This window comes from Paenibacillus sp. Z6-24, assembly GCF_054161335.1.
The window spans coordinates 4,147,875-4,163,296 of record NZ_CP096398.1; the positions used below are offsets into that span (position 1 = coordinate 4,147,875).

15 protein-coding genes and 1 pseudogene are annotated in these 15,422 nt (G+C 47.5%); 8 read left to right on the forward strand and 8 right to left on the reverse strand.

What is annotated here, in order from left to right; translation table 11 throughout:
* The first annotated feature begins 143 nt into the window (after window positions 1–143).
* Entirely contained in the window at window positions 144–1,070 is a 927-nt protein-coding gene (locus tag M1D61_RS17970; RefSeq protein ID WP_458119974.1) for a dipeptidase, read from the forward strand.
* 211 nt (window positions 1,071–1,281) lie between these two features.
* On the opposite strand, the gene M1D61_RS17975 is transcribed toward M1D61_RS17970, so the two are convergent.
* Entirely contained in the window at window positions 1,282–1,608 is a 327-nt protein-coding gene (locus tag M1D61_RS17975) for a hypothetical protein (protein ID WP_458119975.1), read from the reverse strand.
* A 361-nt stretch (window positions 1,609–1,969) separates the two neighbouring features.
* On the opposite strand from M1D61_RS17975, the gene M1D61_RS17980 reads away from it, so the two are divergent.
* Entirely contained in the window at window positions 1,970–2,134 is a 165-nt protein-coding gene (locus M1D61_RS17980; protein ID WP_458119976.1) for a hypothetical protein, read from the forward strand.
* A 176-nt stretch (window positions 2,135–2,310) separates the two neighbouring features.
* Window positions 2,311–3,254: pseudogene (locus M1D61_RS17985) on the forward strand (IS30 family transposase).
* Window positions 3,255–3,339: 85 nt separating this feature from the next.
* Here the strand turns inward: M1D61_RS17985 and M1D61_RS17990 are convergent.
* From M1D61_RS17990 to M1D61_RS18000, 3 genes are all read right to left on the reverse strand, one after another.
* On the reverse strand, window positions 3,340–4,674 hold the full coding sequence (locus M1D61_RS17990) for an AAA family ATPase (RefSeq protein ID WP_458119977.1): 1,335 nt from the start codon (window positions 4,672–4,674) through the stop codon (window positions 3,340–3,342).
* 102 nt (window positions 4,675–4,776) lie between these two features.
* On the reverse strand, window positions 4,777–5,775 hold the full coding sequence (locus M1D61_RS17995; RefSeq protein ID WP_458119978.1) for a Gfo/Idh/MocA family protein: 999 nt from the start codon (window positions 5,773–5,775) through the stop codon (window positions 4,777–4,779).
* Between the two features lie 270 nt (window positions 5,776–6,045).
* A complete protein-coding gene (locus M1D61_RS18000; protein ID WP_458119979.1) occupies window positions 6,046–6,561 on the reverse strand; it encodes a hypothetical protein in 516 nt (171 codons plus the stop codon).
* Window positions 6,562–7,041: 480 nt separating this feature from the next.
* On the opposite strand from M1D61_RS18000, the gene M1D61_RS18005 reads away from it, so the two are divergent.
* The 3 genes from M1D61_RS18005 to M1D61_RS18015 all read left to right on the forward strand — a co-directional run bounded on the left by M1D61_RS18005 (window position 7,042) and on the right by M1D61_RS18015 (window position 9,440).
* Window positions 7,042–8,211, forward strand: coding sequence for a stalk domain-containing protein (locus M1D61_RS18005; RefSeq protein ID WP_458119980.1), 1,170 nt, complete (start codon window positions 7,042–7,044; stop codon window positions 8,209–8,211).
* A gap of 45 nt (window positions 8,212–8,256) precedes the next feature.
* Window positions 8,257–8,565 (forward strand): hypothetical protein, encoded by a 309-nt coding sequence (locus M1D61_RS18010; RefSeq protein ID WP_458119981.1) that lies wholly within the window; start codon window positions 8,257–8,259, stop codon window positions 8,563–8,565.
* 74 nt (window positions 8,566–8,639) lie between these two features.
* A complete protein-coding gene (locus M1D61_RS18015; protein WP_458119982.1) occupies window positions 8,640–9,440 on the forward strand; it encodes a hypothetical protein in 801 nt (266 codons plus the stop codon).
* Window positions 9,441–9,583: 143 nt separating this feature from the next.
* Here the strand turns inward: M1D61_RS18015 and M1D61_RS18020 are convergent, their stop codons facing one another.
* Window positions 9,584–10,990: a malic enzyme-like NAD(P)-binding protein gene (locus tag M1D61_RS18020; protein ID WP_458119983.1), complete on the reverse strand. Its 1,407-nt coding sequence runs from the start codon at window positions 10,988–10,990 to the stop codon at window positions 9,584–9,586.
* Between the two features lie 343 nt (window positions 10,991–11,333).
* Here M1D61_RS18020 and M1D61_RS18025 point away from each other — a divergent pair, with 343 nt between their 5' ends.
* Window positions 11,334–11,870 (forward strand): hypothetical protein, encoded by a 537-nt coding sequence (locus M1D61_RS18025; RefSeq protein ID WP_458119984.1) that lies wholly within the window; start codon window positions 11,334–11,336, stop codon window positions 11,868–11,870.
* Between the two features lie 275 nt (window positions 11,871–12,145).
* Here the strand turns inward: M1D61_RS18025 and M1D61_RS18030 are convergent, their stop codons facing one another.
* The 3 genes from M1D61_RS18030 to M1D61_RS18040 form a co-directional block, all read right to left on the reverse strand.
* Complete coding sequence (locus M1D61_RS18030) at window positions 12,146–13,003, reverse strand: MetQ/NlpA family ABC transporter substrate-binding protein (protein WP_458122554.1); 858 nt, start codon at window positions 13,001–13,003, stop codon at window positions 12,146–12,148.
* Between the two features lie 99 nt (window positions 13,004–13,102).
* Entirely contained in the window at window positions 13,103–13,783 is a 681-nt protein-coding gene (locus tag M1D61_RS18035; protein ID WP_458119985.1) for a methionine ABC transporter permease, read from the reverse strand.
* Window positions 13,776–14,588 carry a methionine ABC transporter ATP-binding protein gene (locus M1D61_RS18040; protein ID WP_458119986.1) on the reverse strand — a complete coding sequence of 271 codons (813 nt, stop codon included), beginning with the start codon at window positions 14,586–14,588 and terminating at the stop codon, window positions 13,776–13,778. The genes M1D61_RS18035 and M1D61_RS18040 overlap by 8 nt, the downstream gene beginning before the upstream one ends.
* Window positions 14,589–14,803: 215 nt before the next feature.
* Between M1D61_RS18040 and M1D61_RS18045 the strand changes: the two genes are divergently transcribed.
* Window positions 14,804–15,403 (forward strand): hypothetical protein, encoded by a 600-nt coding sequence (locus tag M1D61_RS18045; RefSeq protein ID WP_458119987.1) that lies wholly within the window; start codon window positions 14,804–14,806, stop codon window positions 15,401–15,403.
* Window positions 15,404–15,422: the final 19 nt, after the last annotated feature.

Here is a 15,422-nt window from a genome sequence, read left to right on the forward strand (position 1 = left end):
TTGACATGGCACAGATTCATGGTTTCCTGTTGATGATCTTCTTTTCTTATACCCGATTGGGCTGCTCCCTTTACCATCTCGTTCTTATATGTTGTAATTTAGAAACAATATATTCCAAATGGTAGCCAGGGAGGCTGAATTGTATGCATATTATCGATCTTCATTGTGATGCATTATATAAGATATGGGAATCTGGCGGCAAGCTTCGCTATACGGATGCTCCGGAGCTGGAGACGAACCGGAACAGACTGCTGAAAGGACAGATCCGTCTGCAGGGATACGCGGTGTTCGTCGATCCCGATCTGCCTGATCCGCTAAAGTTCCAATCCTGTCTGGATCAGATTCATTATTTCTACGCGGAAGTGCTGGAAAAGCATCCGGAAATCGTCCATATTACTGACTGGAGCCAGATCACCAGCCTGCAGCAAGGCCAGATCGGTGCACTGCTGACACTCGAAGGCGTCGATCCGATCGGTAACGATCTGCACAAAATGCATCTGCTCTACCGGCTCGGTGTGCGCTCTGTGGGACTCACCTGGAACTTTGCCAATCTGGCTGCAGATGGTGCGCTGGAGCCGCGTGGAGCGGGACTGACGACCTTTGGCCGGGAACTGGTCGCCATGTACAACAAATACAAGATGCTGACGGATGTGAGTCATCTGTGTGAGCGGGCCTTCTGGGATGTGATCGAGATCGCCGATTATCCGATTGCCAGTCACTCCAATGCACGTGCCCTGCTGGATCATCCGCGCAATCTGACGGATGAGCAGGCCAGGGCGATGTTTGAGCGGCAGGCGATGGTCCATGTGGTGTACTGCCCTTATTTTGTACAAAATACAGACATTGTCACCATCCCGCAGCTGGTCGCGCATATCGATCATTTCTGCGCACTGGGCGGAGAGCAGCATATTGGACTCGGCTCTGACTTTGACGGGATATCCATGCATATTCAGGGATTGGAGCATGCCGGCCAGACGCAGCGTCTGATCGAAGAACTGCTCAAACATTATACGGAAGAACAGGTGCAAGGGTTCGCGCATGGGAATTTTATAAGACATCTGCCTCTATAGAACCAGGCGCAGCGTTAGGGGAGGAACCAACGATTGGTATCGGAATATTCTTTATTCATGGACAGTAATTTGGAAGGCTGCAGGATTATGGCGGATGTTCTGAACTTATGGCCTGCTGCTCTGTTCGTCGTCTCCCACTCCGTGTCTATTCGCTGTTCTGCTTGTTGTCACAGGGAGTTGCTTTTACAAATAAATCTAAAATGACATGGAGTTATACGTATAGCGTAGATATGCAAAAGAAGCCTGATCGGCTCGTTGTGCCGGTCAGGCTTTCTGCTTGCACCAAAAAGGACGCATGACGATATCCGTCCCTCTTTGTCACTACATAAAAGCACGAATAAAATAAAACACCGGGATCGCCACTACATAAAAAGTCGCCCGCTGGAATGGTCAGCAGGCTGATCACAATCCCTGCTGCCAGCAGCACGATACCGGCCATTACAGCCATCCGGGTCTGGAAAATGATATAGACCGCCAGAGCAGCCAGGATAAGCAGAGAACCTATCCATTTGTTAACAGTTATGTTCATTGTGTTCATACGGTTACACCTCAAGTCAGAAGGATTAGGAGCAAGGCGGTCCACTGTCCATTCGCGGAGTGTCGCACCGAAAGCAGAAAGGAATCAGACATTCTACAATAAGCCAATGAAGTTGCAGCATTGTGTAAAGGGATATTAGCGCAATGTAAAGCGAGGACGTTTCTATTATGTATTTCAACCAAAATCGCCGTTTTCTATCAAACCATAGACATAATCAGCAAAAAAAATAAAAGCGATCCTACCTTTGGAATCGCTGCTACGCTTTGCTTATCTGCCTGCTGGAATTATTTTTGCCAAAAAGCGAACCTTTTCCAATCTGCGGACCAATATAGAGTATACATATCAGGAGGTGAGCATAACGATGAGTGAACAGGAACTGCAGGATTGCCTGCATCAGATGGAGCAGGGCGACCGCGAAGCCTTTCGGACGTTCTATGCGTCATACAAGGACTATATCTACCGCACCGTGCTGCTGCTGGTCAATCAGCGGGAAGATACTGCTTATTCAATAACTTTTTTCATTTAATATATGCATTATATTTATTGACAACTATACATAAAAAAATAAGTTGTATGATTCGCTTTTAATAAAGGACGGATTGTAAAATGAAGTGCAACACCTCGAATGAAATATAAAAAGACTCATGGCCGGATTCGTGTAGAATGAAGTTACCACACCACCTTCTACAAGGAGAATCCATCATGAGCTACACTATCGAACGCAGCAAACTAGAACTCTTGCATAGTCAGGGAGCCGGAATCCGAGCGATTGGCCGGGTGCTGGGCCGGTCAGCGGGAACTGTCAGCCGAGAACTTAAACGTAATGGATCGTCTGGGCGGTACGACGCGCAAGAAGCTCAGCAGGCCTATGCTTACCAAAGAGAGGCTTCGAAACCAAACGGCAAATGGAATCCGAAATTAGCGAACGAGATCGAATCTGACCTCAAGAGAACCCATTCCCCCGAACAAATCACAAGCAGCCGTAAAGCCAAGGAATTTCCTACGATAGCCTTTAAAACGCTCTACAACTGGCTCTACTCGAGCCGGTTAAACCAAGGGAAACTCCAGGTTCTTCGGCACAAAGGCAAGCGCCGAAAACCGCCAGAGAAGCGCGGCTGTTCTACGCTCGGCCCTTCGATTCAGCAGCGTCCGAAAGAAATTCACAGCCGAGAAACGTTCGGACATTGGGAACTGGATACTGTCGTTTTCAGTCGTGGCAAAAGTAAAGCTTGCGTCGCAAGCTTTGTTGAACGGAAAACTCGATTTTATCAGGCGATTAAGATGCCGAACCGAACAGCGATATCGATGGAGATCGCCTTCGGCGTATTGGCTGCGCAATATCCAAAAGCGGCGATTCAAACGGCAACCGTAGACCGGGGCAAAGAATTGGCCTGCCATGCCGTGCTCAAGCAGCTCCATGGTGTGGAGGTTTACTTTGCCGATTCGTATTCTTCCTGGCAGCGAGGTTCCAACAAGAATGCGAACGGATGGCTTCGAGAGTTTTTCCCAAAGGCCATGATTTTGCCAAAGTGTCCGACGCGGAGCTTCAGCACGCGCTTCACGTGATTAACAACCGGCCTCGCAACTGTTTAGGCTGGAAGTCGACACACGAATCGTTTCAAAACGAACTGTTGCATTTGGATTGACAATCCGTTAAATATAAAAGTTATAAACTTACACGTAAAGACAGGCTCTTAAGTTAAGGGCCTGTCTTTACGTGTAAGTTTATAATTAATCAAAAAGTTTTAACTGAAAATCTTCTTGTTCTTCTATATTAATTTGGTATTCATGCGGTGGTAGTATGTCATCTATTTGTGAACGTAATAAATGCTTAGTAATAAAATAAAAGTCAGAGTCCACTATAGATAATCTTTTCTCAAAATAAGTATAGACTTTAGGAAATATTTCTTTGTCAATCTGTAACTCATCGATATGACTTAGCACTGTCGTTAATGCTCCATGGTTAATGCTACTTCCTAATGGATGTGTTAACTTCAATTGATCATATATATATTGAAAAGGAAATCCTTTTCGAATTATATCCTGTTCTGCATTAAGAATAATCCTAGTTATATAATAATATAATTGTAGCTTTCTTCGTCTTCCTCCACTAGCTATATCTTTGATCTTATTAAAATACGTCTTACTCATATTTTCCCAATAATCTTTTGTAATGTTATTCGCCTGCTGGATATTTGATAGATTAATAGTTGTTTCTTGTTCGTGTCTCAATCCATTTACAATACATAGCTGAAATAATAATCCTTGAAAAACTGAAATTATACTATTTGAAGCATCGATAAAATATTCTATAAGTTCTTCAGATATATTAATATTTAAGCACGCTGCGCCTTTTAAAGCTACCTCCTTCAATTCTTCACTACTCCAACTAGTTGCATCAATATAGTCAATTCTATGCGATAGCTCCCCATTAAATTTTTCGAAATAACCTGAAGTTATTTTAGTTCCTAAAATAATAAATCTAATGCCATTTTGGTAAAACATCTTTAAATCATAGGCTAACTGGTACTGTTCCACTAAAGGTAGATAATGAAAGTCGTCTAATACTATTGTTCTTTTGCTCTTTTTCTCAAGTTCATTTGAAACTAAAACACTAACAGTATTTGGTATATAAGGCTTTTTTTCTTCTTTAAAATCTTCTCTATCACTTCTCTCCCCAGTTATCTTTGCCTTCAAAAATTCCAAGAAGCTTGAACTTATTTCTGATTTGAATCTGTTAGACTGCTCCATTGTTTTGGTTATTCCTTCAGTAACTTCGATATCTGCTTTATATAGTATTTGTATATAAATATCATTCAAGTTAATTCCTTTTGTACAGTCAACTACAATGACTTCATCAGTGATAGGTACATACTTTTTTCTTAGAAAAGTTTTTCCAACCTTAGTCTCTCCAAATACTACAATATGGTGATCTGTCAAATCTAATTTATCCTGAAAATCTTGATCAATTTGCCTAATAACATAACTTTTTAAAATATCTTTAGACACACCAAATACTTGTTTTAATGAATTATTACTCACTAGAATCAACCTTTTCTTTTTCAATTTAAAAGCATCCTGCACTAGAATTTATCAATAGTTATCATAGCATAATAAAGAGCCGATTTCTCAAATTTAGAGAACCGGCTTTTTTAATTATTTACATTATTACTGCTCTCCCGGATACTTCAGTCCCCATTGGCTGCGGACTTTGTCCAGCAGGCGCATGATGTCCAGTGATTCTTCCAGCGGGATGATATGACTTTCCAGTTTGCCCGCACGGATCAGGTTGCCGACTTCTTCGGCTTCCAGAGCGTATCCTTCAGAATTACGGTCGTCTTTGAATGTCTCTACCTCTTCCCCATTCACGAACAGGGATGCCGATGCGCCGAACAGGAACTGCGGCAGATAGATATATCCTTCCGTACCATGCACGTATGCTTCGTTCGGGAAGCCCAGACGGACCGCACCGTTCAGGGTTGCCGCGCGGCCGCCTTCGTAGCCGAGCAGGATCGAGAACTGCTCATCCACACCGGTCTCGCCGATATGGGCGGTACTGAATACTTCCGCAGGCTTGGCACCCAGCACCATCGAGGCAAAGGATACCGGATAAATCCCTGCGTCCAGCAGCGCGCCGCCGCCCAGTTCGGGATTAAGCAGACGGCTCTCCGGGTCCCAGCCAATACGGAAGCCAAAGTCTGCTTTGACCAGACGCACTTCGCCGATCTTGCCGTCTCTGATCCATTCGCGTGCACGGCGGATCGGCGGCAGGAAACGGGTCCACATGCCTTCCATCAGGAACAGCTTTTTCTCTCTTGCCAGCGCGACGACTTCTTCCAATTCACCCGCATTGATGGTAAAAGGTTTCTCGCACAGCACATGTTTGCCCGCATTCAGGGCATCCAGCACGTTCTGTTTATGTAACGGATGCGGCGTTCCCACGTAGATAACATCCACTTCCGGGTCCTGCAGCATTTTATCATAGTTGTCATATGCCTTGGGAATATTGTATTTGCCAGCGAACGCGTCTGCACTCTCCTGGCTGCGGGAGCTGACCGCGTAAGCGACCCCATTGCTGCTGTGCGGCAGATCTGCCACAAATTTATTGGAGATACCGCCTGTGCCGATAATTCCCCATTTGATCTTGCCTTCGGTTGATTGGGACATCTGAATATTCTCCTCCTTGGAGCCGAAATGCCGCTTGACCTCAGCACCTGGCTGTATGTGCCGCAGGCTTGGTCACCTGCTAGATTGTATTTCACCAAACCCTTGCTATGTTAAGCGTAAAGTTTTTGCTGGTGTACGTATATCAATATTCTGATAATTTGTATTAAATATTTGTTATTTGGTTGTCACTTATTTCCATGTGAGTGGCTGAATCCTCATTGGCAGCTTGGGATACAACTAGGGCTTACTTTTCTTGTTACAGCTATGTAGTTAGTGAGTGGTGAACTGGCCGGCAGATATTTTTAGATTCATAAGGGTTCCGGAATCGTTGGTGATGTATACTCTCCAATCTCCGGATAGGTCTCCTGTTTTGACGGATTGGAATGTTCTTGTTACGGCGGCTTTGCTGGCTAATTTGATATAACCGAAATCGCTTGTGTTTTGGGATACTTTGAACAGTACCGGGGATTCGCTGTTATTGACGACATTTACATCGATATGGTTACCATTTTGGGCAGTGCAGGCGAATGTGCCTGTGTAGCTTCCTTGGCCTGAATGGATGGTATCGGATATGAGCAGCAGGTTATATGGAGCGGATTGGGCGTGATCGAAAGATGGTATTTCCACTGCTGAGCTGGCTGGTGGTTCGGCCCGGGTCTGGTTGGCCGGATACTGGATATTTGCTGATTCTGCCATATGATTCTTGGAGGACATCTTGATCTGTACCAAGAAGGCGATGCCGATGAGTACTGTGATGGTGCAAGCTATAATAAACCATTTCTTCACATTGCTGATCTCCTTTGTTGAGCGGGTGAGGTGAACTACAAGATATTACCAGTTGGCTAAACCATGATTATACGGGCATCATTTTACGATGTCAAAGGCTCTGATGAAGTGAATGGATGGTAGATGTTCTTCCTGATTGCAGCAGTAATGGAGTAAGGGATGGGTATATTCGCTGCTATTTTTACCTGTTTGATTGCAGCCTGGTGCTGTCATCAGCCAATAGGTTAACGGGACACCTCTGGATACGACAATCGGGAGGGCAGCTATTATGCTCGCTGCCCTCCCGATTGGATGAGTAAGCTGCTTAAAATAAATAACTGCCTCCTGCTAATCGTCCTCGCTTCACTATGCACGCTGTTGAACGATATGTCTATAATGTGCCATCCTAATGGCCACGATTGCAACTTTATTCCAAGAGATTCGTCCATATTATTGTAAATATTAGAACACTTTACCTTTTAACAGAAAGGAATCTTTCCGATGAACAAAAAAACATGGCTTACGTTGGCTCTCTCTTCGGCGCTGCTGCTGCCGGTATCTCCAGCTTCCCTGCAGGCAGCCAGCTCCCCGCAAGTCATTCTTCAATATGACGGGGGAGGTTATACCAGTGAATCCCTACAGAAAATCATTGTTCGGAGTGGAGTCAACTATATGGATATCAGCTATTTCCCAGGCTGGCTCGGACTGGAGTTCAAAATGGACGCTGCTGGCAAACGTGCTTCTTTTAACGGTTGGAACAAGAAATTCGCTGTACGCGATGGCAGCAAAATCGCCATGCTGGATGGCAAAAGTGTAACCATGCAGGCACCGGCGATAATCCGCAAAAACAAGCAATCCGACACTCCTTCTGTATATGTCCCGCTGCGTTTCGCTGCCCAGGCATTCGATGGCAAGCTGATTAGTCCTACTGCCGGTAAAGGTAATTACCAGATCAATAATATGCCTACCTATGCGGTCGTGACGGACGTATACCAGGGAACTACCTATACGCTGACCAAGCTGAACGGCGATCTGTATGCCACCCGTGGCAAAAAAAATCCAGTCAAGCTGGCTTCCCTCAAAACAGGCTTCGATTCCACTGATATGGAGTTCCGCTCCACACCGGGCGGCCTGTTGCTGATTACGGTCAATGACTCTTACGGTGAACCCCATATCAATAGCCAGCAGTTCCAGCTGCTGTTTAAGAACGGACAGCTGATCCGTCAGACAGGGGTGGATTATGGATGGGGTCGTATCAATACGGTCAATGGCTATGATGATAAAATCGTCATGAATGATGGCATGCATCTCCGCGTGATTGAAGACGGAACCGGCAACGTGCTCCAGACCCTTAACCTCGTGGAGATGGCTGGCAAAGGTAAAGATCAGAAATACAATGTGGAAGCAATCGACCAGGATATGGTGCTGATTCGCAATTCCATCGATCATCAGCTGCAGCTGATCAATCGCAAAAACGGCAACAGTGTACTGTTGTATCAGCAATTCCTGACCCCGGAACAGCAGCAGGCCGTTGAAGAAGATATCGGTCCAATGGGCGGCGGCGACCGGATCGAGTTTACCAAGCGTTCGGGCAGCACGCTGTACTTTACGTATGCCGATTTTAATGAAGGAACCAAGAAATATACGTACAATCTGAACAAGCTGAATTGATCGGATAAACCGGCCGGATTTATACTCAGGAAAGGAATGATCATCATGAATAAAAAAATACTAACTTCCTTATTGCTATCATCTGCTCTTCTGCTCCCCACTGCTTATTCCCAACCGATACAGGCTGCTGCCACAGAGACGAAGTACGAATGGAGCTACTATGGAGAAGGCGATTCTGGCTCCACTCAAGAGGTCTCCACAATTATGCGTAATGGTATACCCTATATCGAATTCAATTTTACGGCTATGATGGCCGGCCTGAAGTACTCCCAGGATTCTACCGGCAAGCGTGCAGGATTCAACGGCTGGATCAAAAAATTGGAGTCCGCGACGGCAGTAAAATCGCTATGCTAGATGGCAAAAAAGTCACCATGGAGGGCGCTGCTTTTCTGAAAAACAATCCGCAATCCGGAAGGATGGACGTGTACGTGCCTTTTAAATTCGCCGTACAGGCGCTCGATGGCAAATACGATGGATATGATCCCGCTACCCATACCGTCAAAGCGTCCGGTATCCATGACTATTCCATCATCAGCAAAGTCTACAAAGGTGTAACCTACACGGTTACTAAAGCAAACGGTGATCTGTTCACTACTGTCGGCAAAAAAAAGCCGGTAAAATTAACATCTCTGAATACCAGTCTGGATCTGAGCGATATCACCATTCGTTCCACACCCAAAGGGCTGCTGCTGATTACGGTAAATGATTCCTACGGCGAACCTCATATCAACAGCCAGCTATTTCAGCTGCTGCTGAAGAAAGGACAGATCATTCGCAGGACCGGTGTAGACTTTAACTGGGGAAGTACCGACCTCGTCGACAGCTATAATAATAATGTTGTCCTAAATGACGGCAAAAAGCTGCGTATTATCGAAGACGGCACCGGCAAAGTGCTGGAGACAATAGATCTGCTCGATCTCGGTGGTAAAGGCAAAAACCAAATGTACAGTATTGAAGCGATCGACGATGATATGATGCTGATCCGTAATACGGCGGATTACCAGCTGCAGCTGATCAGCCGCAAAACCGGCAAAAGTGTAATTCTGTTCGACCAGCTGCTTACACCGGAACAACAGGAATTTGTCAAACTCGACTCGGGACCGATGGGAGCACGCGACGGTCTGACTTTTGTCAAACGAAAAGGAAATACGCTATATTTCACAGTCGAAGCTCAAGGTCTCGCCAAAAAAACAGTGACATACAACCTCAGCAAATTGGCTGCTCTATAGCGGTTGCATGGCTGCTGCAAATGCATGTCCTGAACGTTATGTACAAAACAAAAGCCGGAGAACAGGCATATTACCTGTTCTCCGGCTTTTTTATTCACGCATACTCCATAACTATATCTACTATCCTGCGGGATACAGACCGTTTAACGATACTCTTGCGGAATCCGGCGGGCTACACCGCTCTCAATCGCTGCCCGGATCACGCCATCGCGCACCAGCTTGACGACCTGATCGTTAAATACTCCCGGTATAATGTACAGTTCATTCAGTTCGTCTTCCTTCACTACCGAAGCGATCGCCTTGGCAGCAGCGACCTTCATCGCTTCGTTGATTACGCTCGCCCGGCAGTCCAGTGCGCCGCGGAAAATGCCCGGGAAGCACAACACGTTATTGATCTGATTCGGATAATCACTGCGTCCGGTAGCCAGTACACGCACATACGGCTCGGCCACTTCCGGGTCAATTTCCGGATCGGGATTCGCCATTGCGAACACAATGCGATCTTCGGCCATCGTCTGGATATGGTTAATACTCAGCAGTCCCGGACGGGAGACGCCGACGAATACATCCGCTCCCTGAATCACTTCGGTCAAGTCACCGCGCAGCTTGTCAGGGTTGCTGTTAGCCGCAATCCAGTTCCACATCTCATGCGGATACTCTTCATCCGACACCAGCGCGCCGCAGCGATCGACAGCGATCAGATTGCGTGCACCTGCAGACAGCAGCATTTTTACACAGGCTGCACCGGCCGCTCCAACGCCGAGTACGACAATCTTGGCGGTCTCCAGCGATTTGCCGACAATACGCAGTGCATTGAGCAGACCTGCGAGTACGACGACCGCGGTACCATGCTGATCATCATGGAAAACGGGAATATCCAGTTCTTCCGTCAGCCGGCGCTCAATTTCAAAGCAGCGCGGCGAGCTGATATCTTCCAGATTGATCCCGCCAAATGTAGGCGCCATCCATTTGACCGCATTAATAATCTCTTCCGTATCCGTAGTGTTCAGACAGATCGGGAATGCATCCACATCCGCAAACTGCTTGAATAGCATAGCTTTACCTTCCATAACCGGCATGGCTGCCTCGGGACCAATATCCCCCAGACCAAGTACAGCGGTACCATCCGAGATGACAGCAACCATATTGCGTTTGACCGTCAATGAAAAGGCTTTTTGCTTGTCTTCATGAATAGCCATACATACTTTGGCCACGCCCGGTGTATAGACATGGGACAGGTCTTCCCGGTTTTTGACCGGCGTCTTGGGCTGGATTTCGATTTTGCCGCCGAGATGCGCCAGGAAGGTGCGGTCCGAGACGTTGACGACTTTGACGCCGGTCAGGGCACCTACCGATTGGAGAATCATCTCACGTACACTCTCCGGCAGATTAACCGTCAGGTCACGCGTCGTACTCTCCGGACTGGCATGAATAACGTCAATCGCGACTACATCGCCGCCCGCTTCCCCGATTGCACCGGCTACTTCTCCAAAAGTCACCTGTTTCTTGTCCATCTGTAAACGTATGATCATACTTGTTCCGAGAGCCATGGGGGAATCCTCCTGTTCAATAGTCATAGATTATGTTAAGGAAGCATGCAAACAAAAGAGAACGCTTACAATAAAGTTCGGACTTATTATAGCACAGTTTGATCACAAAGAAACCGGGACAAAAGGGATTTTCATCCAGCGGTCATTTAATATGGCATATTCCGCTCTTTTCCCCTCTTTCCTCTTCATCATGGACAGGAAACCGCCTGTACTCCATCAGCAGGTTTACCCTTTCCATTTCCAAAATCATCCTGTCGGTGTATGGGGTTCCCTGCCATGACTGCGTTACAATTATTGCAGAAGGCAGTATCCAATTCATTGTTTAGGGAAAGGAAGATAGGGAATGATTGCTTACCTGATTGTAGCGTGTGAAGTGTTATTCTGGGTATTCGTTATCGGCGGTCTGGCTGCGCGTTATATACTCGGAGCCAAGCGTCTGAGTACATTTCTGCTGATCTGTACGCCGTTGATTGATCTGGTACTGCTCATTGCAGCCTTTATGGATCTGCGCAATGGAGCTACAGCCACGATGGCACACGGTATTGCTGCAGTATACATCGGGGTGTCGCTCGCTTATGGACACCGGATGATCCGCTGGGCGGATGAACGATTCGCCTACCGGTTCGCTGATGGACAGAGACCGAAGAAACTATATGGACGTGAGCATGCCCGTCACGAACGCACCGGCTGGATGATGCATCTGATCTCATGGATCGTCGGTAATGCCCTGCTGCTGTTCATGATCTGGTATGTAGATGATCCGTCGCGGACAATTGTACTGAACTCGGTTATCCGGGTGTGGGCGATTGTACTGGCGATCGACTTTGTGATCAGCTTCAGCTATACGCTGTGGCCGCGCAAACAAAAAAGCACAGCCTGAGTTTGAGTCGGGACTGTGCGGTACATTGAATTGCGGTACATTGCGTTTTAGCACATCTGCAGCTTGAAGGCATATATCTGTCATCAGGTACTACTGTATTATCCAGGGAGATTTATATATAAAGGCTGTTCCTGCTGATCGGTATATTACCGGGTCACGGGAACAGCCTTTATGGTTATAACCTTATGATGCAGAAGCTTGCATCTCTATTCTGCATCATATATCAGAATTCGAGTTCTGAGTTCTGTTTCTTAAATATTCTGTATTCAAGTATATTATTTAAATGCAGGTACAGCGATATCGGAGTAATTGTCTTCGAGGAATTTCTTCACTTCCGGACCGGCCATATGCTCTTTGAGCTTCTGGATTGGGGCGGAATCCTTGTTGTCCTCACGTGCTACCAGTGTAATGGCAAAAGTGGAATCTGCCTTTTCCGTAACGATTGCATCCTTGACCGGCGTAAGGTTCAGCGGCTTGGCGTAGGCTGGAGTCATCGCGACCAGATCCGCTTCATCATACATACGGGCCAGCATCAGCAGATCCACTTCCTTGAATGCAAAGTTTTTCGGATTCGCGGTAATGTCTGCCTGTGTAGCGTTCATGCCTACACCGTCCTTGAGCGTAATCATGCCTGCCTGAGCCAGCATCTGCAGCGAGCGTCCGATATTGGACGGATCATTGGCAATCGCGATTACTGCGCCTTCCGGCAGCTCTTCGATGCTCTTGTACTTTTTGGAATAAGCGCCGTAGATCGCATCATAGATCGGCTGGATCGCGACCAGGTTGGAGCCTTTGCTTTCGTTATATTGCGTCATATAAGGAACGTGCTGAAAGAAGTTCGCATCGACTTCCTTGTTGGCCAGTGCATCATTGGGCTGTACATTGTCGGACAGTACCACGACTTCCATATTGATGCCGTCTTTTTGAAGCAATGGCTTCACGATATCCAGAATATCGGTCATTGGAGGGATCAGGGTAGCGACTTTGAGTGTCTGTTCGCCACCTGTCTCTGCTTCGGTAGCAGCTTGGTCAGGCTTGCTGCCTGTTGCTGCCGTATTGTCTGCCTTTTGACCGCAGGCTGCGAGCAGCAGGGTCATTGCGAATAGTAAAATGAGTAGTGCTTTCTTGTTCATCATGAATAGGGTACCCCCGTGTGTAGTATAATGTGTAAATTTCACTTGTGCCGGAGCGGCCTATGCGTGTTGAGCGCAGCTGCTACCAGCGAATTGGAATTACCTTTTGTCGATCAGTCTTGAGATCAGACTGCCTGTAAACTGGACTGCCTGGACGAGAATAATCATCAGAATGATCATATAGACCATCACATCCGTCTCGAACCGCTGATACCCGTAACGGATCGCAAAGTCCCCGATACCTCCCCCGCCCACGATACCAACGACCGTGGAATAGGAAATAAAACTGATCGCCGACGTGGTCAATCCGAGCACCAACCCGGAACGTGCCTCCACATACAGAAATTTGAACACAATCTGCAGACCGGAAGCGCCCATCGAACGCGCCGATTCCACGACGCCCCGAGGAACGTCCAGCAGTGCCTGCTCGACGAGCCGCGCATAATAAGCGATCGCGATAATCGACAGCGGCACCGAAGCCGCCTCCGTACCGATCGAAGTTCCAACGACCATGCGGGTGAACGGGATCAGGAAGACGACCAGCAGCAGAAAAGGAAAGGAACGGATAATGTTCACGAGGCTGTTCAGCAGTCCTGCCAGATACAGATTCTCATACAGCTGCCCTTTTTTGGTCAGATAGAGCAGTGTACCGAGCGGCAGCCCGATTAGTACAGCCGCTGCCAGCGAGATCCCGACCATGGTAAAGGTATCACCAATCGCCTGCCAGATCTCCGATTGATAGCGGTCCATCATCTCGGCAAATGTACGTGTATTATCCATTTCCATTCACCCCATTCTGTGGGTCAGCCTCTGTCCCCATGCCTCGCGAAACTGCTGTATCCGAACGACCAAGCAGCTGCTCCCGGTAGGACAGCGTATAATCCGGTGCCGGAGCGAAATGATCCTGCTCCCGTGAATAACTCTCCGTAATCCGTCCGCCCTCCATAACCGATACTGTATTGCACAGCCGCTTGACCACATCCATCTCATGCGTCACGATCACGATCGTTACGCCCAGCTGCTCATTAATCTGTTGAAGCAGCTCCAGAATGCCTGACGTGGACTTAGGGTCCAGCGCGGATGTCGGTTCATCGCACAGCAGTACCCGCGGATGATTGGCAATCGCTCTCGCAATCGCCACCCGCTGCTTCTGTCCGCCGCTGAGCTGTGCCGGATATTCATCCAGCTTGTCCAGCAGCCCTACCTGTTCCAGACACTCCCTGACCCGCGCCTGCCGGTGGTCCTTGGGTATACCTGCCAATTCCAGTGGTACGGCGACATTGCCGCCCACTGTCCGGTTGTGCACCAGATTGAACTGCTGGAAGATCATGCCGATCTGCTGACGTGCCGGACGCAGACGCCGCTCGGGCAGTCCGGTCAGCAGCTCTCCATTTACCATCACCGTGCCCTGATCCGGCCGCTCCAGCATATTGATCATGCGCAGCAGGGTCGACTTGCCTGCACCACTGCTGCCGACAATGCCATGTATATCGCCTGCCTCGATATGCAGAGTCACTTCATCCACCGCAGCCTGTCCACCGTCTGTTCTACTGAAATATTTGCTTACGCCTTGCAGCGCGATCATCAATCTGACCTCCTCCGCCTCATAGCCGGCCTGTTGAGGAATACTTTGTATTACTATTCTTATCTATCTGTTATACCCGGCACTTCTGCTACATTATAAGCAAATGTCTATGCTGTGTCACTAATTTTATTATCAAGCATGGAACCTTTCCAAGGAAAGGGTATAATGAGAAAGAAAGCGTTCACTATTTTAACGATAAAGGGGCAATTTATCCAATGATCCAAAAATACACAGCTGCCAGTCTGCTGACTGTCCTCATGACTGTCAGCCTCTTCAGCCCGGCCGAAAGTAAAGCCGCTGCACTTAACGGAGAACTCGCCGGTTCTCAGGCTCCGCAGCTGTATACAAACTCGGCAGCATCTATTCACTCTCTCCCTGTACTCACTCCTCTGGCAGCAGCTTATCCCGTGATGCCCATGAACAGCAAAACAGGTCCCATGTTGAAAAAAGGCTATATCCCCGGCTACAAAATTCGCTTCGGCATGACCATGCAGCAGGTCCAAAAAATCTACGGCCAGCCGGTACGCTCCGATTATTATCTTGGCGGAGAGTACTTCAAGCTAAGTAAAATGCCCAATGCGGTCTTTTTCTTTGAAGGTCCAAATCGTACTCTCTCCAGTATTATGATTGTTCCGCCAGGGTTTAAAGGCCACACTTTTGCAGATATTCGTAGAGCGCTCGGCAGGCCAAATAGTGAGGGCAACGATATATTGGACGGTTACGATCAGGTGATGATGTATACTTATGGCAAAGTTACAATGTACTTTGGTGCTAACGGCGGTAAATTGATCGATGTTCTTATTGTGAATAAATAAACATTATCAAAGCAAATAA

What these genes read in the sequence shown, in the direction of transcription:
- M1D61_RS18035 (WP_458119985.1), bottom strand. Translation starts at nt 13,783, where the DNA reads ATGGATAATACACGTACATTTGCCGAGATGATGGACCGCTATCAATCG.
- M1D61_RS18025 (WP_458119984.1), top strand. Translation starts at nt 11,334, where the DNA reads ATGATTGCTTACCTGATTGTAGCGTGTGAAGTGTTATTCTGGGTATTC.
- M1D61_RS17980 (WP_458119976.1), top strand. Translation starts at nt 1,970, where the DNA reads ATGAGTGAACAGGAACTGCAGGATTGCCTGCATCAGATGGAGCAGGGC.
- M1D61_RS17975 (WP_458119975.1), bottom strand. Translation starts at nt 1,608, where the DNA reads ATGAACACAATGAACATAACTGTTAACAAATGGATAGGTTCTCTGCTT.
- M1D61_RS17970 (WP_458119974.1), top strand. Translation starts at nt 144, where the DNA reads ATGCATATTATCGATCTTCATTGTGATGCATTATATAAGATATGGGAA.
- M1D61_RS18040 (WP_458119986.1), bottom strand. Translation starts at nt 14,588, where the DNA reads ATGATCGCGCTGCAAGGCGTAAGCAAATATTTCAGTAGAACAGACGGT.
- M1D61_RS18010 (WP_458119981.1), top strand. Translation starts at nt 8,257, where the DNA reads ATGAATAAAAAAATACTAACTTCCTTATTGCTATCATCTGCTCTTCTG.
- M1D61_RS18030 (WP_458122554.1), bottom strand. Translation starts at nt 13,003, where the DNA reads ATGAACAAGAAAGCACTACTCATTTTACTATTCGCAATGACCCTGCTG.
- M1D61_RS18005 (WP_458119980.1), top strand. Translation starts at nt 7,042, where the DNA reads ATGAACAAAAAAACATGGCTTACGTTGGCTCTCTCTTCGGCGCTGCTG.
- M1D61_RS17995 (WP_458119978.1), bottom strand. Translation starts at nt 5,775, where the DNA reads ATGTCCCAATCAACCGAAGGCAAGATCAAATGGGGAATTATCGGCACA.
- M1D61_RS18020 (WP_458119983.1), bottom strand. Translation starts at nt 10,990, where the DNA reads ATGGCTCTCGGAACAAGTATGATCATACGTTTACAGATGGACAAGAAA.
- M1D61_RS18045 (WP_458119987.1), top strand. Translation starts at nt 14,804, where the DNA reads ATGATCCAAAAATACACAGCTGCCAGTCTGCTGACTGTCCTCATGACT.